At 53.8% G+C, this 20,543-nt stretch carries 27 protein-coding genes; 16 read left to right on the forward strand and 11 right to left on the reverse strand.

All coding sequences use genetic code 11. The annotated features are described in order from the left end of the window. Positions 1 to 2: 2 nt before the first annotated feature. The 5 genes from AC4GL5_RS11600 (at position 3) to AC4GL5_RS11620 (ending at position 2,855) form a co-directional block, all read left to right on the forward strand. A complete protein-coding gene (locus tag AC4GL5_RS11600; protein WP_490382944.1) occupies positions 3 to 401 on the forward strand; it encodes a gp436 family protein in 399 nt (132 codons plus the stop codon). Beyond that, positions 401 to 832, forward strand: a complete 432-nt coding sequence (locus tag AC4GL5_RS11605) for a phage tail terminator protein (RefSeq protein WP_490382945.1) — start codon at positions 401 to 403, stop codon at positions 830 to 832. The genes AC4GL5_RS11600 and AC4GL5_RS11605 overlap by 1 nt, the downstream gene beginning before the upstream one ends. 41 nt (positions 833 to 873) lie before the next feature. Further along, complete coding sequence (locus AC4GL5_RS11610) at positions 874 to 2,031, forward strand: phage tail tube protein (protein ID WP_490382946.1); 1,158 nt, start codon at positions 874 to 876, stop codon at positions 2,029 to 2,031. A gap of 123 nt (positions 2,032 to 2,154) precedes the next feature. Then, positions 2,155 to 2,490, forward strand: a complete 336-nt coding sequence (locus AC4GL5_RS11615; protein ID WP_490382947.1) for a hypothetical protein — start codon at positions 2,155 to 2,157, stop codon at positions 2,488 to 2,490. A 32-nt stretch (positions 2,491 to 2,522) separates the two neighbouring features. Continuing rightward, positions 2,523 to 2,855, forward strand: a complete 333-nt coding sequence (locus AC4GL5_RS11620; RefSeq protein ID WP_490382948.1) for a hypothetical protein — start codon at positions 2,523 to 2,525, stop codon at positions 2,853 to 2,855. An 8-nt stretch (positions 2,856 to 2,863) separates the two neighbouring features. On the opposite strand, the gene AC4GL5_RS11625 is transcribed toward AC4GL5_RS11620, so the two are convergent. Further along, a complete protein-coding gene (locus AC4GL5_RS11625) occupies positions 2,864 to 3,001 on the reverse strand; it encodes a hypothetical protein (protein WP_490382949.1) in 138 nt (45 codons plus the stop codon). A gap of 12 nt (positions 3,002 to 3,013) precedes the next feature. Between AC4GL5_RS11625 and AC4GL5_RS11630 the strand changes: the two genes are divergently transcribed. From AC4GL5_RS11630 to AC4GL5_RS11655, 6 genes are read left to right on the forward strand one after another with little or no spacing between them, the layout of a single operon-like run. Beyond that, positions 3,014 to 8,095 (forward strand): tape measure protein, encoded by a 5,082-nt coding sequence (locus AC4GL5_RS11630; protein WP_490382950.1) that lies wholly within the window; start codon positions 3,014 to 3,016, stop codon positions 8,093 to 8,095. Beyond that, positions 8,095 to 9,456, forward strand: a complete 1,362-nt coding sequence (locus tag AC4GL5_RS11635) for a hypothetical protein (RefSeq protein WP_490382951.1) — start codon at positions 8,095 to 8,097, stop codon at positions 9,454 to 9,456. Before AC4GL5_RS11630 ends, AC4GL5_RS11635 begins: the two co-directional genes overlap by 1 nt. Beyond that, positions 9,456 to 10,283 carry a hypothetical protein gene (locus AC4GL5_RS11640; RefSeq protein ID WP_490382952.1) on the forward strand — a complete coding sequence of 276 codons (828 nt, stop codon included), beginning with the start codon at positions 9,456 to 9,458 and terminating at the stop codon, positions 10,281 to 10,283. Before AC4GL5_RS11635 ends, AC4GL5_RS11640 begins: the two co-directional genes overlap by 1 nt. A gap of 2 nt (positions 10,284 to 10,285) precedes the next feature. Continuing rightward, positions 10,286 to 11,371, forward strand: coding sequence for a hypothetical protein (locus AC4GL5_RS11645; RefSeq protein WP_490382953.1), 1,086 nt, complete (start codon positions 10,286 to 10,288; stop codon positions 11,369 to 11,371). A gap of 9 nt (positions 11,372 to 11,380) precedes the next feature. Continuing rightward, entirely contained in the window at positions 11,381 to 11,764 is a 384-nt protein-coding gene (locus AC4GL5_RS11650; RefSeq protein WP_490382954.1) for a hypothetical protein, read from the forward strand. Next, positions 11,764 to 12,033 (forward strand): hypothetical protein, encoded by a 270-nt coding sequence (locus AC4GL5_RS11655; protein ID WP_490382955.1) that lies wholly within the window; start codon positions 11,764 to 11,766, stop codon positions 12,031 to 12,033. Before AC4GL5_RS11650 ends, AC4GL5_RS11655 begins: the two co-directional genes overlap by 1 nt. Before the next feature lie 152 nt (positions 12,034 to 12,185). On the opposite strand, the gene AC4GL5_RS11660 is transcribed toward AC4GL5_RS11655, so the two are convergent. From AC4GL5_RS11660 to AC4GL5_RS11685, 6 genes are all read right to left on the reverse strand, one after another. Continuing rightward, entirely contained in the window at positions 12,186 to 12,680 is a 495-nt protein-coding gene (locus AC4GL5_RS11660) for a hypothetical protein (RefSeq protein WP_490382956.1), read from the reverse strand. Further along, the gene (locus AC4GL5_RS11665) at positions 12,673 to 12,960 is read right to left on the reverse strand and encodes a hypothetical protein (RefSeq protein ID WP_490382957.1); all 288 of its coding nucleotides are present in this window, start codon (positions 12,958 to 12,960) and stop codon (positions 12,673 to 12,675) included. Before AC4GL5_RS11665 ends, AC4GL5_RS11660 begins: the two co-directional genes overlap by 8 nt. Positions 12,961 to 13,173: 213 nt before the next feature. After that, a complete protein-coding gene (locus AC4GL5_RS11670) occupies positions 13,174 to 13,614 on the reverse strand; it encodes a hypothetical protein (protein WP_490382958.1) in 441 nt (146 codons plus the stop codon). Continuing rightward, on the reverse strand, positions 13,601 to 14,341 hold the full coding sequence (locus AC4GL5_RS11675; RefSeq protein WP_490382959.1) for a replication protein P: 741 nt from the start codon (positions 14,339 to 14,341) through the stop codon (positions 13,601 to 13,603). Before AC4GL5_RS11675 ends, AC4GL5_RS11670 begins: the two co-directional genes overlap by 14 nt. Beyond that, on the reverse strand, positions 14,256 to 14,879 hold the full coding sequence (locus AC4GL5_RS11680) for a DnaT-like ssDNA-binding domain-containing protein (RefSeq protein WP_490382960.1): 624 nt from the start codon (positions 14,877 to 14,879) through the stop codon (positions 14,256 to 14,258). Before AC4GL5_RS11680 ends, AC4GL5_RS11675 begins: the two co-directional genes overlap by 86 nt. A 13-nt stretch (positions 14,880 to 14,892) precedes the next feature. Beyond that, positions 14,893 to 15,258 carry a hypothetical protein gene (locus AC4GL5_RS11685; protein ID WP_490382961.1) on the reverse strand — a complete coding sequence of 122 codons (366 nt, stop codon included), beginning with the start codon at positions 15,256 to 15,258 and terminating at the stop codon, positions 14,893 to 14,895. Between the two features lie 196 nt (positions 15,259 to 15,454). Between AC4GL5_RS11685 and AC4GL5_RS11690 the strand changes: the two genes are divergently transcribed. Continuing rightward, a complete protein-coding gene (locus tag AC4GL5_RS11690; protein ID WP_490382962.1) occupies positions 15,455 to 15,697 on the forward strand; it encodes a hypothetical protein in 243 nt (80 codons plus the stop codon). On the opposite strand, the gene AC4GL5_RS11695 is transcribed toward AC4GL5_RS11690, so the two are convergent. Beyond that, positions 15,683 to 16,057, reverse strand: a complete 375-nt coding sequence (locus tag AC4GL5_RS11695; protein WP_490382963.1) for a hypothetical protein — start codon at positions 16,055 to 16,057, stop codon at positions 15,683 to 15,685. The genes AC4GL5_RS11690 and AC4GL5_RS11695 overlap by 15 nt on opposite strands. Positions 16,058 to 16,134: 77 nt before the next feature. Between AC4GL5_RS11695 and AC4GL5_RS11700 the strand changes: the two genes are divergently transcribed. Then, positions 16,135 to 16,314 carry a hypothetical protein gene (locus AC4GL5_RS11700; RefSeq protein ID WP_490382964.1) on the forward strand — a complete coding sequence of 60 codons (180 nt, stop codon included), beginning with the start codon at positions 16,135 to 16,137 and terminating at the stop codon, positions 16,312 to 16,314. Positions 16,315 to 16,430: 116 nt separating this feature from the next. Here the strand turns inward: AC4GL5_RS11700 and AC4GL5_RS11705 are convergent, their stop codons facing one another. From AC4GL5_RS11705 to AC4GL5_RS11715, 3 genes are read right to left on the reverse strand one after another with little or no spacing between them, the layout of a single operon-like run. Continuing rightward, on the reverse strand, positions 16,431 to 16,706 hold the full coding sequence (locus AC4GL5_RS11705) for a hypothetical protein (RefSeq protein WP_490382965.1): 276 nt from the start codon (positions 16,704 to 16,706) through the stop codon (positions 16,431 to 16,433). A gap of 4 nt (positions 16,707 to 16,710) precedes the next feature. After that, positions 16,711 to 17,190: a phage regulatory CII family protein gene (locus AC4GL5_RS11710; RefSeq protein ID WP_490382966.1), complete on the reverse strand. Its 480-nt coding sequence runs from the start codon at positions 17,188 to 17,190 to the stop codon at positions 16,711 to 16,713. Then, positions 17,165 to 17,467 (reverse strand): transcriptional regulator, encoded by a 303-nt coding sequence (locus AC4GL5_RS11715; RefSeq protein ID WP_490382967.1) that lies wholly within the window; start codon positions 17,465 to 17,467, stop codon positions 17,165 to 17,167. The genes AC4GL5_RS11710 and AC4GL5_RS11715 overlap by 26 nt, the downstream gene beginning before the upstream one ends. A gap of 113 nt (positions 17,468 to 17,580) precedes the next feature. On the opposite strand from AC4GL5_RS11715, the gene AC4GL5_RS11720 reads away from it, so the two are divergent. The 3 genes from AC4GL5_RS11720 (at position 17,581) to AC4GL5_RS11730 (ending at position 20,439) form a co-directional block, all read left to right on the forward strand. Continuing rightward, on the forward strand, positions 17,581 to 18,261 hold the full coding sequence (locus AC4GL5_RS11720) for a S24 family peptidase (protein ID WP_490382968.1): 681 nt from the start codon (positions 17,581 to 17,583) through the stop codon (positions 18,259 to 18,261). A gap of 425 nt (positions 18,262 to 18,686) precedes the next feature. Next, positions 18,687 to 19,325 (forward strand): hypothetical protein, encoded by a 639-nt coding sequence (locus AC4GL5_RS11725; RefSeq protein WP_490382969.1) that lies wholly within the window; start codon positions 18,687 to 18,689, stop codon positions 19,323 to 19,325. Then, on the forward strand, positions 19,318 to 20,439 hold the full coding sequence (locus AC4GL5_RS11730; protein WP_490382970.1) for a helix-turn-helix domain-containing protein: 1,122 nt from the start codon (positions 19,318 to 19,320) through the stop codon (positions 20,437 to 20,439). Before AC4GL5_RS11725 ends, AC4GL5_RS11730 begins: the two co-directional genes overlap by 8 nt. Positions 20,440 to 20,543 lie beyond the last annotated feature (104 nt).

Genomic DNA, 20,543 nt, shown 5'->3' on the forward strand with positions numbered 1-20,543 from the left:
TCATGGCTTATTGCACTCGCGCTGATCTTGAGAACCGTTTTGGCAGTTCTGATATTGCCGATCTGGAGTATGGCCGCCCTGGTGCAGTCGATGCAGCGATTGCGGGTGCATCCAGCTTGATTGATAGCTACGTCGGTGGACGTTACCCATTACCGCTGGCCAATGTGCCAGCGGTATTAGCCAATCAGGCGCTAGCCCTGGTTCGCTATGAATTGGATAACAACCCATCAGATGCGGTGATTGCCCGTAAGAATGATGCCATCAAGTACCTAGAGGCACTGAGTACAGGTAAAGCAACGTTGGGCGTTGCCTTGGCTGCTGAACCGGAAAGCCTGGATACCGCCGAGATGCAGTCAGACGGCCATGTCTTTAGCCGTAAAAACACGACAGGGTTCATCTGATGCTGCTGATGGAAACGGAAGCTCGCCTTGAGTCAATCGCGGACAGCCCGTTAGACAACGTGGGGTCAGCGGTCAGTCTGGCGGCAGCTATGGAGCGTCCGCCGGTTAATGGGGTGAGCTGTTTTGTAGTGCCGGTGGCAGAGCAACCCGAGAAGAGTCAGCGGGTCTCCGGCCCTGCAGTGCAGAAGGTGCTGGTCACCGTGGGTGTGGTGTTTGCCATTCGCACCCTGAACGATCCCGACGGTGAGCGCGGTTCCCAGAAGCTGGAAACCGCCCGCGATGCGGTACGCCAGGCGCTGTTTGGCTGGCAAGCTGAGGGCACTACCGCCCCATACCTGCTGAGTACCAGCGGCCTGATCCGGATGGAAAATAACGTGATCTGGTGGATGGATCGTTACCAGACCCAGATTCAGCGCCGGGCGTCGGCCTGATAAAAAACAGTGGGCGTCTTATCTTATGAGCAGGAGTTTTTATGAGTAATAGCAGCAACCGCCGGTATATCGCCATCGGCCTGGAAAATCCCGACGGCAGTGTCAGCGGGGCCATGCAGGTGCTGGAAACCCTCTCCGGCTTTGCCATGAATCCCAATGGCGACACCAAAACCCGTGATGTGGTCCGTGGCAGTATGTCCCAGGTGGGCGGCATCGTTGGGGCTAAAAACTGGGATATTAGCATCCCCGTTGAGATGAAGGGTGCCGGTCTGGATACCGACGGCACCACGGTACTGCCCCCGGCGATGCACCCCTTGCTGATGGCCTGCGGCATGGTCTCCGAGGCCGGAGCCATGATCGCCGTTACCGGTCTGGTGGGGTTACCTGAGTTGGGTGATGAACTGACAAACACCACCACACCGGGTGTGGTGGGCACCGTGGCCCATGTCGTGGTGGGTGATGTGGCCGGTGAAGCCGTGATCTGGGTGCGTGATCTGCAAACCGCCCCAACAGCAGCGGATGAATTGTCCGCCGGTGCCGCAACGGCGACCACGGCCAGTGTGGCCGATGCTCTGGTCTACCGCTTAGAGAGTGACCGCACTCAGTACAAAACCGCTGTCATTCACGGCCATATGGACGGCCAGCGCCGGATTGCCACCCGCGCGATTGGCGATCTCAGTTTTGACTGGTCAGCGGGTGAGTTCTGTAAAGCGGATTTCAGCCTGAAGGGCTTGTACCAGTCCCCGGCCAATGTGCCCCTGCCGGAGGCGGAGTACAGCGCTATTGAGCCGCCCATTGCACAAAGCGCCGGGCTGGCCTTGGGGGATTACCCCACAGATACCGGCACCATTGAGAAGCTGAGCTTCAAACTGGGGGCGGATATTCAGCCGGTGCCGGATATCAACAGCCCCAATGGCCGTCACAGTTACCGGATTACCGGGCGTAAGCCTACCGGCAGTATCGATCCTGAAGCGGTGGATCTGGCGGATTTTAACCCGTTCGACCTCTGGGCCAATGGCGGTAAGGCATCGATCCACGCCACCCTGGGCAGTGTGCCTGGTGAGCGTGTTTCCCTGGTCTTGCCTGCCACCCGCATGACCGGAATCAGTGATAAAGAGCGTGCCGGATCGGATGCCTATGACCTGTCTTTTGATGTGACCGGCATCGATGACGACGAGTTTTATCTCTTCTTCCATTAACTCTGTGTAGGTCGTCCTTATAGGGCGACACGGTCAGTCTGACACAGGCATCAGGATTGTCGGGCTAAAGCCCGACCTACATCTTCTTTTATTGACCTTTTATTAACGCTGGAGAAAACCATCATGGCTTTAAAACTGAATACCCACCGTACCTTTACCGCTCCCTGCACCGTGCATTTTCAGGATGACAACGGCAAACCCGCCTCCGGCAGCTTTGGTGCCACTTTTAAGGTCACGGCGCTGGACGCCCTGCGGGATGACGCCAATACCGACAAGAGTCTGCTGGATCTGGTGCTGGTGGGTGTGAATGAAGAGGAACTGGAACTGCAGGATGAGTCCGGCCAGCGCTTAACCGGTGAGGCGCTGCTGAAAGCGGTGAAAGTGGACCCCGCCATCAGCATGGCCCTGGTCAGCACCTATAACGAGCAGATCACAAAAAAGAACCTGAAGCGAACCTGATCCAGGTCGCGCACTACTACGCCCGGCAGGCATTGGCGGACACCCCCGCCGATGCCACGGAACTGGATCAGCTGGTCAGCCCGGCCAGCGCACAAAAAATGCGAAACCGGCTTTCAACCGCCGCTCAGGATGCCCCGGATGATTGCTGGGTGCTGGAAGAGAACTGGCCGGCGGCCCGCTTGTTCTGGGCCTGTGCGGGCAGCTGTTGGCAGCATCTTCCCATGACCGGCATTGTCCAGGGGATGAACTACCCCGCTGTAGATGTGGTGATCCGCCGGGGCGGGTTTGAGATCAGCCCCGAGGATTGGCGGCGGTTTCAGGTGCTGGAAGCCGAAGCGCGGCAGCAGTTGAATCAGGAAAGATAGATCGCTTTTCAACGAAAGACAGAAAGGAAGATCCCGGCAATACCGGCAATGACCATCAGGCAGCCCCCGACAAACGCAAAGGTGACGCCAGCAAACAGGCCATATAGGGCAAACAGCGCGCCCCATAACATCATTTTTGCAAGCATAAGGTAGATTCCGTGTCCAATGATCTGCAGCTAAAGCTAACACTAAAAGCCGATGGTCGCCAGTTAAGCGGCGTGCTGAAAAACGCCACCGGTGATGTGGTGCAGTTTGGTCAGCGCAGTGAGCAGGCAGCACAGACCAGTGCTCAGGCGTTCGGTAAAACCCGTGCCGGGGTGCAGTCGATCTCTGAGCAGCTGCAGGATGCCCGGCATCAGTTACTGGCCTTTGTAGGTGTTAGCCAGGCATTCAGTGCCGGTCAGCAGATGGTACAGACCGTTGCCAGCTATCAGGATATGACCACTAAGCTGGAAGGGCTTTCAACCACGGCTGCCGCCTTTGCCGAAAATGAACAGTACCTGATCGATCTCTCCCAGGAACACCATAAAAACCTGCTCACCTTGGGCGATGGTTACAGCCGTATTCTGTCTTTGGAAGAGGCACAGATCGTCAGCCGTGAGCAGGGCCGTGCCATTCTCGAAGGCCTATCCAATGCCAGCAGTCGCCTCGGTGCCTCTAACGTTCAGCTGGAACAGTCTCTGTATGGTTTGGCGCAGGGGTTATCGGCAGGCACTTTGCGCGCGGAAGAACTCAATCAGATTACCGAGCCTCTGCCCGGCTTACTGCAGGCTCTGGATCGGGCCAGCGGCCAAGCCGCCGGTGGCTTTCGTCAGCTGGTGAATGATGGGCAGGTTACTTCGGATATGTTCCGGGACATTCTGATCGTCGCCTTTCAGGATTATGAAGGCGCTGCTGCCTCAACCGCAGACAATCTCAGCGCCAAATTTACCGATGTGCAAAACAGCTACACCTTATTGGCACGCTCTCTGGAGCAGCCCGTAGGGAATGCTTTGATTCCTGTTTTAGACGGTATAAGTGACGGGACACGCTGGGTCTCTGAGAATACAGAAGAACTGACAACGGTGCTGGGCGTTACGTTGGTGACGGCGGCCACCCGATCCGCTGGGGCGTTTGCGGTCAGTACCGCAGCCACGGTAAAGGATAACCTGGCAAAACGTGCCGCCGTTGCCGAAGAGTTAAAGCTGGCACAGGCGCAATCGGTCGCTACCGCTGCGGCCCTGCGCCATGCCCAGGCACAAACCGGTTTAACGGTTGCTCATGGCTCGGCGGCTAAAGCCGCTGAGGCTCATCGCCTAGCAACACAACGCCTGGCTGTTGCACAAGCCGCCACCCGTGGCGCAGGCCGCGCGTTACTGGGTTTATTGGGCGGGCCTGTTGGTCTGGCGATCACTGCCGGTTTGACGGCGGCTGCTTTTATTGATTGGGGTGATAGCGCTAAAACCGCAGCAGATGGCACGGATTGGCTAAAAAAGAGTACAGAAGGGCTGACCAAAGCACAGCTAGAGCAACAGCTGATGCAGGGTGCTGACATCTATGCCGATGCAAAAAATGATCTGGAAGAGTACCAGTCTCAAATTGACGGCTTAACCTACAAGATAGAGCGGTATCAGAACAATCATTCCCAGTTTTTGCCATCGATGCAGGGCGATTCAATCGCCATTGAGCAATGGAAGCGCGACCTAGTTGACGCCAAAGCTGAATTTGACGGGGCCAGCGCAGAGGCAGAAAAATACAATCAAAAGCTGGCAATGCTGGAAGATCTAATCAAACGAGCGAACAGCGCAGGCCCGATAAACCCCGAGAATCTATCGCCCCCACCCGTGCCGGATAAGACGCTGGAGTCGTTCGCTAAACTGACAGCGACCCATAATGCGCAGATCATCGCACTGGAACTGGGTGCCCGTGCTCAGTATGAATATCAGCTGCAGCAGAAGGGTTTGGAGCCTCAGCTGCAGCAAACGCTGTTGGCTCAATACGACTATATCGAGGGATTGAAAGAACGCCAGAAAGCTGAGAAAGAAGCGGCAGATGCCGCTCAAAAAGCCGAACAACAGGCCCAGCGCCAAAGCGACCTGTTTGTCGATCGTATCAACCAATACAACGCAGAGATTATCGCCCTCACCGAAGGCACGCGCGCCAAACTGGCTTACGATCTGGCCCAGCAGGGCTATAACGAAACCCAGATCGAAACCCTGTTGGCACTGGATGACCGCAAAACGGCGCTGGAAGCCCAGCAAGCCGCAGACGAAGAGGCTGCCAAAGCACAGGCCAAAACCACAGAATCTATCGCTGCCAATACCGTCACTCTCACCACGCTGACTGAACAGGCCGCCGACCGTATCGACAGCGCCTTTTCCGATGCCTGGGCCAATATTGATGACGGCTTTGGCGGCTTAGTGGATGGCATTCAGTCCGCATTCACTCAGATGCTTGCGGAGATGGCCCATGAAGCGCTGACCAAGCCGATTATCCTCAATGTGCAGCAGAGTCTGAGCCCGGCGGGCTCGGTATCGGATCTGGCCGGATTGGTCGGTAGTGCGGGTAATCTGGGAGCAGGTTCTGCCGGTGCGGGTCCTGTCGGTCCGGGCCTGGGTGGCGCGGCCGGTGCCGCCGGCTCTGCCGGCATCAGCATGGCGTCCGGTGCTATTGCGGCCGGAGCCCTGGTTACGGTGGCCGCGATCAACGCTCACAACAAAGCCGATGACGAGCAGATGAAAAAATACACGGCGGAATACCGTCAGGGCGTTCAGTCTACCGGTACGGTGCTGGGGGATATTAACGCCAAGTCGCACTCCGTTTCCGAGCTGACCGCTGAACTGGTGGATATGAACACCGATGTCCTCAGTGTGAATTTCGACATGCTCACCAGCTTGCGGGCCATTGAGTCGGGTATTGCTGGTGTATCAACCGGCATGGCGCGGCAGCTAACGCAGGCCGGGGGGTTGGAGGATTACAGCGGATCGCTGTCAACCTCAAAAGCGCTGGATACGGTACTGGGCAGCAGTATGGTGAATATTGCATCAGGTGCGCTGAATGCTGCTGGCTTAGGGATCGTGGGTGATTTTGTCGGCGGTTTGATTGGCTCTGTCAGTAGTGCGATCTACAGCAAGAAAAAATCATTGCAGGATGCCGGTATCGAGTTCGCGGATCAGACGCTGGGTTATGTAATTGACGGTGGCTTTGTCTCTGCCCAGGCATACCAGCGCATCAAAACCACCCGGCGCACATTCGGTATCAAATCCAGTTCCAGTAGTACAACGCGTTTTGATCTGGATGACTCGATTCAATACCAGCTGGGTGATGTGTTCGGCAATGCTGCGTCGGTGTTGGCCGATGTGGCCGGTGAGATGGATATTGCCGGCCGTCTGGTGGATCAGTCCGTGGACGGTTATATCCGCAGTCTCACCATCGACAAGGGTAAGCTGTCCCTGAAGGGCTTAAAAGGCGATGAACTGAGTGCCGAGATCGAAGCCTACATCAGCAGTAATCTTGACCGTTGGGCTTCTCAGATGCTGGATGCCGCAGATCTGTCCGGCTGGGTGGAACAGTACCAGGAAGCCGGCGAAGGCGTCTTCCAGACGCTGGGCCGCTTGACCGCTCAAAGCAGGGCTTTCCAAGCGACGGCGGATCGGCTGGGCCTGCAGTTTGATGTCTCCGGTCTGGCCTCAGCCGAGCTGACCCAAAGCCTGGCGGATCTGGCCGGGGGCTTTGATCAGCTGCAGTCTCAAACTGCTGCGTATTACCAAAACTATTTCAGCGAAGCAGAGCAGCAGGCGCACCTGCAACAGCAGCTCACCGTTGCCTTTGCCGATCTGAACCAGACCTTGCCGGCCAGTAAAGCGGAATTTCGTTCACTGGTGGAGTCACTGGATTTGACCACAGAAAGCGGTCAGCAGACCTATGCCCGGCTGATGCGGCTGCAGGGCGTGTTCAGTGATTACGCCGATGAGATGGAGAAAACCGCTCAGTCCGCCATTGAGGCCGCCGCGGCAATACGAGCCGCGCAAAATCAGCAGATCTCCGATGCGGTAACGCCATATCTCCAAAGCCTGGCGGACTGGTCGTCAGCAGAGTTGTCCCGCATCGAGTCCGACTACCGGGAGCGTATCGCACTCGCAGAGCAGCAGATGCGTATCGGGCGTGAGCTGCGTCAGTACGTTGAGCAGCTGAAAATCAGCGATCTGTCACCCTATGACCCGGGTGAAAAGCTGCAGCTGGCCAGTGCAGCATTTGCAAAACTGCTGGTCCGGGCCGAGAGCGGGGATCTGGATGCCGCGGGTCAGCTGCAAAGCGCAGCCAATGCCTATTTGCAGAATGCAGATTCGTACTACGGTCGGTCCGATCCGTACACCGCTATTTTCGAGGATGTTAGCCAGTCCCTTGACCAGCTTGGCCTCGACATTATGGGTGGTTTGGATGGTGACTCAGTCGGAAAACTCAATGCGCAAATGCTTTCAGAGCAACAGCGTATACGTGATTATGCTCGTGAGCAGCTGGATTGGACGGTCTCGCAGTACGATGCGCTCACGTCTATTAGTCAGCTGTTGGAGCTGTTGCCAGAGACTCTGGCGTCTCAACTGGGATCTATTACCGGCACGGCTGCGGCATCAGCCGCGTCATCTACCGAGGATTTAATAAAATCCCAATGGGATCAGATGGGGGGTGGCACCTACAGCAATACAGACCTGTCGAGCTATGCCTCCGCGATTGATTCAGGAGCCGCAGATATGAGGCAGATCAATCAAGAGCTAGCTTACTACCAAAACAACAACTCAAAGGTTATGGATCAGGTTTTGGCGCTATGGGAGTTAACCGGCGGTGGTGATTATAACGAAGCCGATCTGGCGGATTACTCAGCACGAATCGTAGCGGGCACGGCCACGTTATCAGCCGGTGATCTGGAGTATTACCGCACGCACGGCTCTCATGCAGACGGCCTAAACAGTGTCCCGTTTGATGGCTATAAAGCTGAGTTGCACAAAAACGAGATGGTGCTAACAGCGGACGTTGCAAACCACATTCGCGAATCCATGAACAATGGCTCTACGTCGTCTCAGGTCATCGTACAAACCGATCCGGCGTTACTCGCTGAGATTCAGCAGCTGCGCGCGCAGGTTGAACGGCTGGAGTCTGAGCAACGCCGTGCCAACGGAAAAGCCGAGCAACAGCGTACAGATCAGCAGCGTGCTACGGAATCTGTAGCCCGTGCCGCTAAACCACCGGTGGGGGTGCTCTGATGGCGATTACAGATCAGCAGTACCAGCAATGGCTCTCGCAGCCGAATCAGCCTCGTGTTGTGCTGGCAGAGCTGGAGCACAGCGCCGGAACAGAGTACGTCAGCAGTCGCCCCTATATCAGTAAACCGACAGACAGCGACCCCAATCGCATCTATGACGATCTGCTGCAGGGCGAACTGGAGATCAGTGCCCGCTTGGATTCTCAGCTGGAGCTGGGGGCGCTGGATCTGGTGGATGATGGCAGCATCACGCACTGGGTTAACCGCCGATGGCGGGGGTATGCCGTGGTGCTCAAACTGGGTGATCCGTCCTGGTCGCTGGATGACTTTCGGGTGATTGCCCGCCAGACCAATGGCGGCGTGATCGATGCCCGACGCGGCAAACTCCAACTGGGTATCTACGATGCATCAGCACAGCTGCAGCAGGAGATCCAGCGGCCTGAGCTGCCCAACGGGCAACCCGTGCCGCTGGTTCTGGGGCAGGTGTTTTGCGCCCCGGCTACCCGTATCAGCACCAGCACGCTCACCTATCGTGTGAGCTGGCTGCCGGCGACCTCGCTGGTGGTCCGGGACGGTAACGGCCCTGTGATCAGTCACAGCGCGGATTATGCGTCCGGTCAGTTTGTCGCCTCAGCTTACAGTCCCCGCACGCTGATGTGCGAGGTGGTGGAGCCGCACCAAACCCCGGCACAAATCATCCAGTGGGTGGCGGATCAATACAGTATCCCGCTGACCAGTGGCCTCAGCCTGCCCGGTTATACCCTGGGCCTGCGTTATGACGGTTCCGTTACGGGTGCTCAGGTGCTGGATGATGTCTGTACCGCCATCGGCGGCCACTGGCAGATTAACGCGCTGGGTGAGCTGGTGGTCAGGGTGTTTGAGCTGCCCGGGCCCGAGCCAGATCTGGTTATCGATGCGGACGACATCGAGTTCGGCCAGATCGCATTGACCGAGACTCAGGAGCCGCTGAAAGCACTCACTCTTAATTACGCCCGTAACCACAACCCGATCAGCGAGGTGGCCGGTAGCATTAGTGCAACCGATGCCGAACGCCTGAACAGCGAATGGCTAGCGGTCTCCGGAAGCAACCCCGAGGGCAACTACCCGTTGGCTCCGGATCAAACACTGGATACCGCCCTGCAAACCCAGGCTCATGCGCTCACCGAGCGTAACCGACGCCTGCAGATCAAAAGCCTCCGGCACGATGTCTACCGCATCACGGTGCTGCGTCCCGGCTTGCAGAATACGGTCGGGCAATCGGTGCGGGTGGATCATCCGCGATTAACCGGCCGCATTGGGCGTGTGATCAGCAGTCGCAGCAACCCGCTGCGGGATAAAACCGAACTGGAGATCTGGTACTGATGAGCAAAACACTCAGGCTGTTGGCGACCAATTTGCACGATACCGCTACGTTGACCGCCACCAGCGAAGCCTTGCCAATCGCCAATACTCAACGCAGCGAACGGTCGCGGGTGTGGCGTTCATCGGATCTGCAAACCCAGGTGATTACTGCGACGCTGCCCGATGGTGGCTTTGTCGATTGCATTGCCCTCGCACGACATAACCTGGCAGGTGCTGGCATCCTGAAAATTCAGTTTTTTAATGCCGGTGCCCAGGTTGGTGAGACGATTACGGCTTCTACAGCGCTGCTGATCCCGGCGGGACTTTGGCGCTCTGGTGTCGATGGCTGGGCCGCATCTTACAACGACCAGATGCCCGCCGGTTCACCGCTGGGTATTCACTGGCTGGATCAGCCGGTGGCGATCGACAGCTATCGCATCACCCTGGAGAGCGGCGGGCCGGATAGTTACATGGAGATTGGCCGGATCTTTATCGGCCTCAGTATCGCACCCAGCGTGAATTTCAACTGGGGCGTTGGTGTGGAGTGGCAGGAGTCCGGTGAGCACATCCCGACCGAGGCCGGATCACTGCGCACCATCGGCGGTCGTGACCTGCGTCGCCGATTCAGCCTGCAACTGGACTGGTTGAGTGATGCGGATCGGGTGCAGCTGGTCAATCAACTGGTCAGCGTCGGTCTGGGCGCGGATCTTTTAGTTGCCCTCTACCCGGAAGGCAATGAGCTGCAGCAGCTGGAGCACACCATGGTCTGCCGCCGTGAATCGTCTTTCGCGCACAATCACTCGCATTTTCAAAATTGGAAAGCGCCCCTGGCGTTTATCGAGGTTTAAGCATGTCAGAAACCGTTAACATCCGAATTCCCGGGGTTGTCGATCTCACGCAATACCGCGTGCAGGTCGGTGATACCGTGGCATTTATCGAAAAGATCAACAGCACCCAAGCCGATCTGGAAAACTGGGCGCAGCAGCTCACGTTCTGTGCAGCTGACCTGCAGTCAGCAGCCGATCAGATCGGCACCCGTCATGCCGAGATCGTGCAGACGGGAACGCAGGTCGCCCAAGACAAAGCCACTGTACAGCAACTGCGCACCGAGACCGGTCAGCAGCGTCAGCTGGCGGAAACTGCAGCGGGTACATCGACGAGTAAAGCATCTGAGGCCGCTACATCAGCAGGCGCAGCGGATCAGCTGCGTAAGCAGGCAGAAGCCGCTGCATCTAATGCAGCCCAACAGGTTGCATTAGCATCAGAACAGGCCGACATCGCCGGAAGTGCGGCGGGTATCGCAGAGCAAGAGCGCCAACAAGCTGAGCAAGCTGCACAAGCCGCGCAGCTCGCTGCTGCCCAAGCATATGTTGTACCTATTGGCATGATTATGATCTGGTCGGGGCAGGTTTCTACAATCCCCGATGGTTGGGCATTGTGTGATGGTCAGAATGGTACGCCGGATCTGCGTGGTCGGTTTGTTTTAGGTGCAGATGGCAGTGATATAGGGGAAATTGGAGGTAGTCGCGATGCTGTTGTAGTGGAACACAGCCATACGGGTAGTGCATCATCGGCTGGAGCGCATACGCATACAGGTACAGCAACCTCTAGTGGATCTCATAGTCATACAGGTACCGCACTATCGGCTGGAGAGCATAGCCATAGTACAACAGCTGGTTCTGATTTTAACTACACAGGAGGAGGGAGTGGCTGGCCATATAGTGCCGAATACCTTAATTCTGCTGTTACGGGTTCTGCTGGTAATCACTCTCATAGTTTAAGCATCAACGCTGCTGGATCGCATACACATGCAGTCTCTGTTATGACGAGTGGAAGTCACAGCCACTCGGTAACGGTTAGCAAAACGGGCCAGAGTGCAGCCAATGCAAATTTGCCGCCATATTACACGCTCTGCTACGTGCAGAAAGTCGCATAAGGGATTTTTATGATTGTTTACTACTTTGATGAACTCGGACGATACGCAGGACAAGGTGAAAGCGCGACATTACCTGAGGGTGCTACAGATAAAGAGCCGGTTATTGAAACTGATATTTTTGATGGAGAGGTATGGGTACGTGATAGTTCGGGTATCCCGCAAAAAATCACTGCCCGACAGGCTCGATTAGCACTGCACAGCATAGGCAAACTGTCGGATGTTCCAGCCGCTATCGCTGCACTGCCAGAGCCGCAAAAAACAAATGCAGAGATCGAGTGGGAGTACGCGACTCATATTGAGCGTAATAATCCTTTTGTAGCTGTATTGGCCGATGCGCTGCAGCTGACCGATGACCAGATCGATCAGCTGTTTATTGAAGGAGCGAAACTGTGATGGATAAACGCCCCTACCTCGTTCGGGTTGGTGATTTGGCCAGCCAGGCGCTTAATACAATCCTGCTTGGCGGCACCCCGGATGAATCCACATCAGGCCGATCTTACCGACAGGGCGTGCTGCAAGGCCATAAAGGCTGGTCGCAGATGCGTAAGCTTGTGGATTGGCTGTTCAGCGGGTACGAACAGGAGCACTGCAAGAAGGCGTATGAAGCGGATCTGGAGAGGGCGCGCCGGCGTTTGATTCAGTCGCAGGCGACACAGAGATAAATTGAAAGCCTGTTGTGTAATCTGGAAGAATCCTAATGAGCATTTATCGCGCCAGTGGTTCGTAAAAATTGCGCGGCGCTACATAGAGCCACGCAGCGCCTTATCCATCAGCACACGCAGAAGAAAGCGAGCCAAAAAGATCAGTGCAGTCTTCATGCAACTTCTCCCAATCGTTGCCAGAACTCCACCCGCTCAGCTTCACTGCGCAACGGATAGATATACCGGCCTTCATAACGCATCCAGATAACACGGTCAGGCCGCATATCCAGATGCAACATAGGCTCAGGATGACCTGACGGGCCTGTTGTATCGAGATAGACACCGATACCGCCCCACCAGACACAACCCATCGCCACCAGCAAAGCATCACGAATGTCACAGCGCGGGAATACATCACACGCATCCGACAAACGATTCACCGCGTAATGGCGACTGGTGACCGAACCATCCAGTCGATACCAGCCACCCAACACCGGCGAAGGCACAACAGCATGCCCAAGCTTCTCCCGATACTCGTTCAGTCCCAGGATCAGATCCGCTTCCATACGCATCAGCACACCTTCTGGAAACTCATCAGCGCTGAAATGATCCAGATCGCCAAAGTCCAGTGCTGCCGCATGATCCGGAATAGTTTTTAACTCAGTCACGGGAATACCCTCCTGATTGCATACCGCGCTCACGCTCCAACGCACTTACCCGCGCACGCAGCGTAGCCAGCTCACCAGCCATATCTGCCTGCTCCAGCCGATCCAGTTTCGACTCAATGACCTTCAGTCGCTCCTCAGTACGAATCTGAGCCTCAACACTCTGAGAGACCTTATTGCCTCCCCAGGTCATCGCAGCCACCAACAACAGAGCCAGCGCCGTTTGAACATGACGCTCAAACCCGCTCACATTGTTGGCTGCTTCGGTTCTATCCATCGCCATCCCCAAATTCCAGACACAAAAAAAGCCCAACCCCGTAAAGGGCTGAGCTTGTCCATTCATCACCAAATTGCAGACATAAAAAAACCCGAGGGGTTAGCCTCGGGTTTCTCTGGTCGCACTAAGACGACAATGCCTGAACTCTAATGGTCGAGTACCACATGTGTCAAACCCCAATTTTGCACACATCGCACCAAAGCCACCAGAAACGCCTCACTAACCGCTCTGGGATGGGGCTTTCATCAAAAACAAAATTCTCTGATGCGCCTCTGCCAGACGTCGATAAAACGTCATCGGGGCACATCCGCAGGCTTCTGCCCGCTGATGCTTAGTCGCTGTCAGATCCAGATACTGCGCCTCAACAACCTGCTGAAGTTTCACCGGCAGGCGCTCAACCGCACGGCCTGTATCAAACACCTCATCCGGCATAGAACCCGCCGAAGGATCAGTGGAACGAATCAGCATCCCCTGCCCCTCAATCAACTTACCCAGCATCGAACAACCTGCCGCCTCACCGGAGCCTGAATCCTCATTGCGCAACGTCCACTCACCCCAGGTCTGCAGCTTACGATCCACCGACGGGATCAGCCCCTGACGTTTTGGCCCCTGCCGCTTAACCGGCAGACCAGTCTCTACCACCGCTTCATGCACACCCATGATTGCCTCCTGCAGGCTTACCTGCCTTTCTCAAACTCGACCGCATTTTCCCCAGCCACTGCTGAGCTGTTTGTTTTTCCTGTTCCGTTCGGGTTTTCTCACCCGCCTTGTGCTCCAGCGCCGTTGCACTCACAGCCGGTAGCGACAAGGTTTCACCGGCCATTACCCGCTGACACAGTGCCCGATACGCCTTCTCAAATTTGTTCTTCACCCCGTTTAGACTGCAGTGCAGATCATGCCAACCGGCCTGACGACCAGCGTGATAAACCGCCGGATGACTCCACCGCATGCCAGGGCTGTTCGGCTCATGAGATTTAGCGCAGGCCTCACGGTATGCCGCCTCCAGATCCGGCAGACCGAAATCCTCATTCACAGGCTTGCAGCAGCGTACAAACTCCGTCATCGATGGAGGCTTACCGTACAGCTCAAAGCACCGCTCAAACCCCTGTTTAATTTCATCCAACGAGAACTCATCCAGCGCTAAAGACCACTCAGCCTTTGCCGCATTCAGCATGTCCGTCGATGGAAACCGGCTCGACCACAAGTGCCCGTAGTTACTGGTCATACGAACAAAAATCCGGTCGATAACCCGCCCTGAATACCGCCCACAAGCCACCGACAGATTCTCATCCGACTGAGGATTAACCGAATGCCCCGGCACAGCCGTCAGCGAGGATGGCTGCCCCTGAGCGAGGCTTTGCAAAACCTGAGGATTGACCTGCTGCATGGTGTGACTCCTTGCCAGAAATTCGTAACATCGCCCGCTTCAGCTGCTGAGCAAACTTGTGCTCCCACTGCCCCTGAGACAGCTCCCGATCCGTTGCCGTGTTCCAGTAACTCCGAAAGTCACCCAGCTGATCCACAAATCCCGCCTGATCAAACCGAGACAGGTTCACCCCCTGCGTTCGGCACAATCCCACAAACCGCTCACCCGGTTGCCAGTCCAGCGACATCGCAAACTTATGCCGAACATCTGCCGGTGGCGAAGCCGAATCCGAAAAGCCACCAGCCGGCACACACGCGCCGCTGACGTCAGCTGTAGTCTCTGTTGTAGTCTCTGTATATAGTTTGCAGGATTCTGCAAACTGGGATGCAGAATCCTGCATACTAGATGTCGAATCCTGCATACTGCTGATTTCATTAGGTTTTTCCGGCTTATCCGGTGGTTTAACGGCATCAGGCTCCGGCAAGCGTGCAGAATCCTGCATACTGTTGTTTTTATTGGCTTTTTCCGGTTCTTCCGCCTTGATTGCAGAATCCTGCAAACTACGGTTTTGCTTAGGTTTTTTTCAGAGCCGGTTTATCCTCTGCCATCGCCTCAATCAGCTTAAATAACCGGTTCACATTCAGCCGGAAATACAACTTAGCCGGACGCCCCTGACGCTTCTCCTCCAGCAGACCTACCGCCTTCAGATCACGCCGCGCACGCTCCTGCTCAGACCGGCTTAACCGCGTCTCAGCCTCCCACTGTGCCCCGGTCTTATAGAACCAACCCGAACGCTCAGCCGCGATACGCCCACCCGTAGACCAGTAATACGCCTGACTCAGAAACACCCCGCCAACCGTAGAACCCGCCACATCACGAAACACCGGATGATAGGCAATCGTCTGCTGTAGTAGCGTGGTAATCAGCTCATAACTCATAAACAAAACCCTCCTTTCGGGCGCAAAAAAGCTCCCCCTGCAGCCCGAACGGCACAGTGAAAAATCAGAAAAATGTAAGAAGAAAAAAATCAGACAGCCGCTAAGGGCCAGAGAAGAAACACATAGGAAAGATCCTTTTAAACACAGCACCCGTCATCTAATCTGATGCCTTCACACACCATCAAAGGAATGACCCATGGCAGCGCCTAAAGTACATATCGCGTTCTACCACTTAGAAACCCTAGTGCATGAAGCAAAGTCGTCGGATCTGCTCGTACCCAGCAAAGGCGACGTTATTACCGCCAAGTTGCCTGACTACGAAGAGATCTCCTTCACCGTTACCGAGGTAAAATACGAATACAAATACCTCAACCGGATGAAGGCATGGGTCAGAGCCGAAGCCACCGAAACCCTATCACCGGATTCACAGCCGGACTGATACGGATACCGTAGCCTGGGTAAGCTGGCTTAACCGATCCAACTGCACCAACAACACGCCCAGCTGCTTATAAGTGGGTGTGTTCACCAGTGCTTTGACCTCTTCACTCCAAATCGCCTCATTCACCCAGGAATGGTTGCCCGGTGCGCCCGCACGCATCCCACGCAATGCATCGCACACCGCATTTCGGGCTACCGTGATCTTATGGCTGACATAAGCCGCCGTATCACCCGTAAACACCTGCATATCATCCGGCTTAACCTCAGAAGGCGCTGCATCAAGATCTGCAAACAGTGGCAGTAAACTCTCAATAAGCTCCCGATATTCGTCCTCATCAAAATGGACATCATCAATTTCCATCACCTACTCCTAAAACTGTTCAATTATTTCGTCATTCGCTAATCTGGTGCCTTCACACACCATCAAAGGAATGACACATGGCACAAACCGTACATTTCACCCTGCTCAAAGAAACAACTTTGATTAAAGAGCTGGAAATCGAAAATGCCCCTATACCCCGCGTAGGCGAGGTTATCCACGCTCCCGGAAGTGCTGCGAACGGCATGGACTGGTATATGACCTCTGATGTCCGTTACACAATGAACATCGAGAAATAAACCATGGAAGTAGAAGTCACAGCACATGCCGCCTCATCAGATGAGCACAGAGGTATAGATGACTACCGATTACGCCTAATGCACTCCACCGGATGGGTTAGCACAGATATAGAAAACTAAAGTTTCGAGGTAATCACCGGCTCTGTCAGATCGTCCAGTTCGGACAGAGCTTCGGATATCACAAGCAATCGTTTATAAACCACAGTCTCTTCAAGCTCTGGCCTCGCTACTTTGCTCGAACCAAAATACCCGCCACGAATATCAACCATCGCCTTCAGAACACTTCCCTTAGCTTGTCGAATCTTCTTGTTAACCTCGCCATACCCCACAACCGTTTTCAGCTGATCCGCCTGAATAGCCGGAAACTCAATTTTTTTATCTTCATCACTCATGTCCCTACTCCTCAAACTGTTCTGCCAGTTTCTTCAGCACCGTCAGCTGACGTTGCCCTTCATGAATCGCCGCCCGGATCTTGCCCGACTCCACCCGATCCACCGTGCCATCGTCCAGCGCCTTAATGACTTCCTGAATCGCACGGTTAGCGCCATCCATCACCGCCGCGCCGGAACCCAGCACATCCAGATCCGTCAGTTCATCCCGCACTTCATCCAGCCAATGCCAGGTAGCGCCCACCGGCTCACCCAGCGCCTGCAAAATGCGCGGGTCTTTGGTCAGCTCTAAAATGGCCGTCACCTCATCGGCATTCACCAGATGGGTTTTAATGGTCGGGTTCAGCTTGTTACCCAGTGTTTTCGGGTTCCACCCGAACACCGCCGCCACTGCCGTGACACCGCCGGGGTAATCGTAAACAGCGTGATAACACGCCAAAGACAGCGACAAAGTGCCGCCATTATGCGGCATTGATTTTCGTCCCATGAGGGCTTACTCCTTTTAAGCACGTTGGATCAGGCTTCACACACGGGCAAACTGAACACATCAGATCATTCGCATCCGGTGCAATCCCGAAAACATCCGGTCGGAGCTCATATCGAGATACATCGCCCTCGATCAAAGCCTCTAAGACCAATACTCGGTTAGCTGGAACTCTGTTGCTCGAAATCCAATGCTGCACAGCCTGAGGACTTACCCCACAAGCCCGAGCAACAGAACTCGCTCCTCCAGCTTCAGATACAATTTTTTCTATACTTTTCATTGTTAGGCCTCTTGCCTTTGAAAGAGAAACTTACATTAAAAGTTAAAATTGCACAACGGATTTGAATTTATTCTTGCATTTCTAGTTAAAGGAAAACTTGTAAAATTCTGTCTATGAAAAAAACTATTGGCGGCAGAATTGCCGAAGCACGTACAGCAGCTGGACTCAATCAGTCTCAATTGGCGGCCAAAATTGGTGTTACGCCTCAATCTATCCAGCATTGGGAAAATGACAGAACAGCACCCCGCGGCAATCGGATCGAAGAGCTAGCTAAAACCTTAGAGGTCACCCCTGAGTGGCTTACCTTCGGCTCATCTACTGCACCTGAAGGCGCATCAGGCGAGATCATCCACTCTTATGAAGTGAGCTCATACGCTGCTCAAATCCCTCTTCTCGATATCGAACTTGCTGCAGGGGCAGGAACTTACGCAAACATGGAAGTCGCTACAGAGCACGTAACAGTAGGCAAAGAGATCTTTGTTCAACACGGAATAGCCGAAGAACAAGTGGTTGCCGTTAGAGTAAAGGGAGAATCAATGTCTCCCCGACTTCACGATGGCGACACAATTCTAGTCGACACCTCAGACAAGATCCCTAAAGATCAGCAGGTATATGCAATTGCCGTAGAGGAAGATCTGAAAGTAAAACGCCTGGTTCGCCGAATGGATGGCAACTGGTTAATTCGAAGCGATAACCGCGACTTTGCTGATTACGATGAGGTGATAAGCCCTGTTAACTTCCAAAATCTCAGAGTTATCGGAAGGGTATTTATGATCATGATGGGCGAAATCTAAAAGAAAGCATTCAAAATCATAGAGTTACTTTAAAAACGAGGCTTAGGCCTCGTTTTTTTATGCCCGCTATTGTAAGAAATACTTTAAATTAATTCTAAAAAGACTTGACGCATTGTAAGTTTAGATTGTAATTTAAACTTACAAGCTGGATAGGCCAGCAGCCACGGAATCAGGTCAAAGATTTCCCAGCCCCGAGAGGGATCGACTGGCTACCGGCGGTGATCGCAAACCGCCATTGAGTTCTTTAGGCAATAAAAAACCCCGCCTCGGGTGAGGCGGGGTTTTGATTGATTACTCATACAGCCAAACAACTGGATACCCAAACAGCCCTTAACGACCGATTGCTTGACAAAATAAAGAATTATTCTATTATTGCTTAACAAACTTCGCTCAAAATACCCTTAATCAATAATAGAGATTCCTTGATGATTGAAAACCACCCTTCTAAATACGTATCCCAATTCACCGATGAACGCTTAACTATGATTGCCAAGGCACTCAAAGAACAGGCGGACGAGACAGATCAAGACTTACAGTCAACCTATGATTCGGGATACTCAAAAGGGTGTACGCGCTTTGATCGTCAAAAAAATCGCCTGTTGGCACTGGCCGCTGAACAGCGCAGCTGGCTGGGGATAAAGGATGGCTCAAACCGCCTTATCCTCGATATCAAAGGTGCGCCTTTTAGGATCACTGTTGACGATCATACCAACCCCAAAAAACCTGCTGGCAAAGGCATGTCCCGAGCAGAGGCAGTCTTGCTGGGTGATCTGTACGACAACCAAATGCTCCTTCAACTTGAGCCTCCTCAACAGAGCTTAAATTTGAAGTGGCGTTTTTTTACTGAGCTCACTGAAAACATCGAGGACGGAACAACCGATTTTGATGTTTTATTTGTCGGCCTTGACGAATACAATGCCGTCCATTGTGTTTGGAAGCTGTCAGAAAACTCAGTGAATACAATAAGTTCCATCACGGAACACAAAGTACAGGCCGTTAAGAAGCCACAAGCTAAGACGATCCTCCCTGATCGTAGAGATGAACAGATGAACAGTGATGAATAACCTATCAGATAGCCATGACTTTATCGGTAGCAATTTAAAATTAGCACGATTGCTCAGCGGGTTTACGCTTGCTGAGCTAGCCGAAAAAATCGGCGCTTCACGCCAATACATTCACCAGCTTGAAAATAGTAACCGGATGCCTTCTAACGAACAGCTTGCTTCGTTGGCTGGGCATCTTTCTGTTAATGAAGGGTTCTTTTTTGTCCCTCCAACTGGAGTACTAACCGATGATGCAATCCACTTCAGAAGTAACAGAACATCCAAAGTATCATCGCGCACACAGGCTAAAGCCCATATCGCACTATTTGCACGGCTATTAAACATACTTAGTAATTATGTTGTTTTTCCAGAGCCTGATTTTCCGGATGAACCGGAATATTCCAGCGCCTTGGATATCGAGCGGATAGCTGAAAGAGCACGATCTCATTGGCACCTAGGACTTGGCCCAATTGACAATATGACCCGCACTGCTGAACTTGCAGGCGCAATTACCACAACCTTCAAAGGGGTCTCTTTAGAAGTTGACGCCTTATCAGGGGTGATGAAGCACCCTTTAATTGTACGTAACGACGCTAAAGATAGCCCAGGCAGATTGCGGTTTGATATCGCTCATGAAGTTGGTCACCTGATTATGCATAAAGGCATCGTCACTGGCTGCAAACAAACCGAGTCCGAAGCCAACCGTTTTGCCAGCGCTTTTCTAATGCCAAGAAGCTCTTTCGGAAAAGAGTTTTACATCGGCTCGCGCCTGAACTGGGGGATGGTAGCCAGCCTAAAAGAGCGCTGGGGCGTCAGTAAAGCTGCTATTTTATTCAGAGCAAGGCAGCTGGACCTTTTGAATGAAGCGCAATACAAAAGAGCTATCATCCAGCTGAAGAAATACGAGTCTAAGAAGGAAAAAGACGACCATCTCATTCCATATGAGAAGTCGGAACTCATTCCTGATGCAGTCCAGCATTATGTAGTGAGCTACGGTAAGACGGTAGACAACTTACTGAATGAGTTGAACGTAACAGAACCTTTACTCAACCAGATCTTGGACTTTGATATCAATGATCTAAGAGCTCTGGAGAGAAAGGATAATGTCAGACCTTTGATTCGGCCAATTAAATAAAAGAACCGGCTTCACGCCGGTTTTTTTGCAGGTGCGGCCAACTCTTGGTCAGGTAGTGTTCAAAATTCTGTGTCACCCCTATAGTTTACCCTCTACAGGGAGTG

Source organism: Oceanospirillum sp., from assembly GCF_982874595.1.

Bases quoted from the DNA above. Each gene is read 5' to 3' on its own strand.
- AC4GL5_RS11725 (WP_490382969.1), top strand. From the start codon at position 18,687: ATGATTGAAAACCACCCTTCTAAATACGTATCCCAATTCACCGATGAA.
- AC4GL5_RS11700 (WP_490382964.1), top strand. From the start codon at position 16,135: ATGGCACAAACCGTACATTTCACCCTGCTCAAAGAAACAACTTTGATT.
- AC4GL5_RS11685 (WP_490382961.1), bottom strand. From the start codon at position 15,258: ATGAGTTATGAGCTGATTACCACGCTACTACAGCAGACGATTGCCTAT.
- AC4GL5_RS11720 (WP_490382968.1), top strand. From the start codon at position 17,581: ATGAAAAAAACTATTGGCGGCAGAATTGCCGAAGCACGTACAGCAGCT.
- AC4GL5_RS11675 (WP_490382959.1), bottom strand. From the start codon at position 14,341: ATGCAGCAGGTCAATCCTCAGGTTTTGCAAAGCCTCGCTCAGGGGCAG.
- AC4GL5_RS11600 (WP_490382944.1), top strand. From the start codon at position 3: ATGGCTTATTGCACTCGCGCTGATCTTGAGAACCGTTTTGGCAGTTCT.
- AC4GL5_RS11645 (WP_490382953.1), top strand. From the start codon at position 10,286: ATGTCAGAAACCGTTAACATCCGAATTCCCGGGGTTGTCGATCTCACG.
- AC4GL5_RS11640 (WP_490382952.1), top strand. From the start codon at position 9,456: ATGAGCAAAACACTCAGGCTGTTGGCGACCAATTTGCACGATACCGCT.
- AC4GL5_RS11605 (WP_490382945.1), top strand. From the start codon at position 401: ATGCTGCTGATGGAAACGGAAGCTCGCCTTGAGTCAATCGCGGACAGC.
- AC4GL5_RS11690 (WP_490382962.1), top strand. From the start codon at position 15,455: ATGGCAGCGCCTAAAGTACATATCGCGTTCTACCACTTAGAAACCCTA.
- AC4GL5_RS11695 (WP_490382963.1), bottom strand. From the start codon at position 16,057: ATGGAAATTGATGATGTCCATTTTGATGAGGACGAATATCGGGAGCTT.
- AC4GL5_RS11610 (WP_490382946.1), top strand. From the start codon at position 874: ATGAGTAATAGCAGCAACCGCCGGTATATCGCCATCGGCCTGGAAAAT.
- AC4GL5_RS11625 (WP_490382949.1), bottom strand. From the start codon at position 3,001: ATGCTTGCAAAAATGATGTTATGGGGCGCGCTGTTTGCCCTATATGGC.
- AC4GL5_RS11665 (WP_490382957.1), bottom strand. From the start codon at position 12,960: ATGGCGATGGATAGAACCGAAGCAGCCAACAATGTGAGCGGGTTTGAG.
- AC4GL5_RS11670 (WP_490382958.1), bottom strand. From the start codon at position 13,614: ATGGGTGTGCATGAAGCGGTGGTAGAGACTGGTCTGCCGGTTAAGCGG.
- AC4GL5_RS11710 (WP_490382966.1), bottom strand. From the start codon at position 17,190: ATGGGACGAAAATCAATGCCGCATAATGGCGGCACTTTGTCGCTGTCT.
- AC4GL5_RS11635 (WP_490382951.1), top strand. From the start codon at position 8,095: ATGGCGATTACAGATCAGCAGTACCAGCAATGGCTCTCGCAGCCGAAT.
- AC4GL5_RS11655 (WP_490382955.1), top strand. From the start codon at position 11,764: ATGGATAAACGCCCCTACCTCGTTCGGGTTGGTGATTTGGCCAGCCAG.
- AC4GL5_RS11615 (WP_490382947.1), top strand. From the start codon at position 2,155: ATGGCTTTAAAACTGAATACCCACCGTACCTTTACCGCTCCCTGCACC.
- AC4GL5_RS11730 (WP_490382970.1), top strand. From the start codon at position 19,318: ATGAATAACCTATCAGATAGCCATGACTTTATCGGTAGCAATTTAAAA.
- AC4GL5_RS11715 (WP_490382967.1), bottom strand. From the start codon at position 17,467: ATGAAAAGTATAGAAAAAATTGTATCTGAAGCTGGAGGAGCGAGTTCT.
- AC4GL5_RS11650 (WP_490382954.1), top strand. From the start codon at position 11,381: ATGATTGTTTACTACTTTGATGAACTCGGACGATACGCAGGACAAGGT.
- AC4GL5_RS11705 (WP_490382965.1), bottom strand. From the start codon at position 16,706: ATGAGTGATGAAGATAAAAAAATTGAGTTTCCGGCTATTCAGGCGGAT.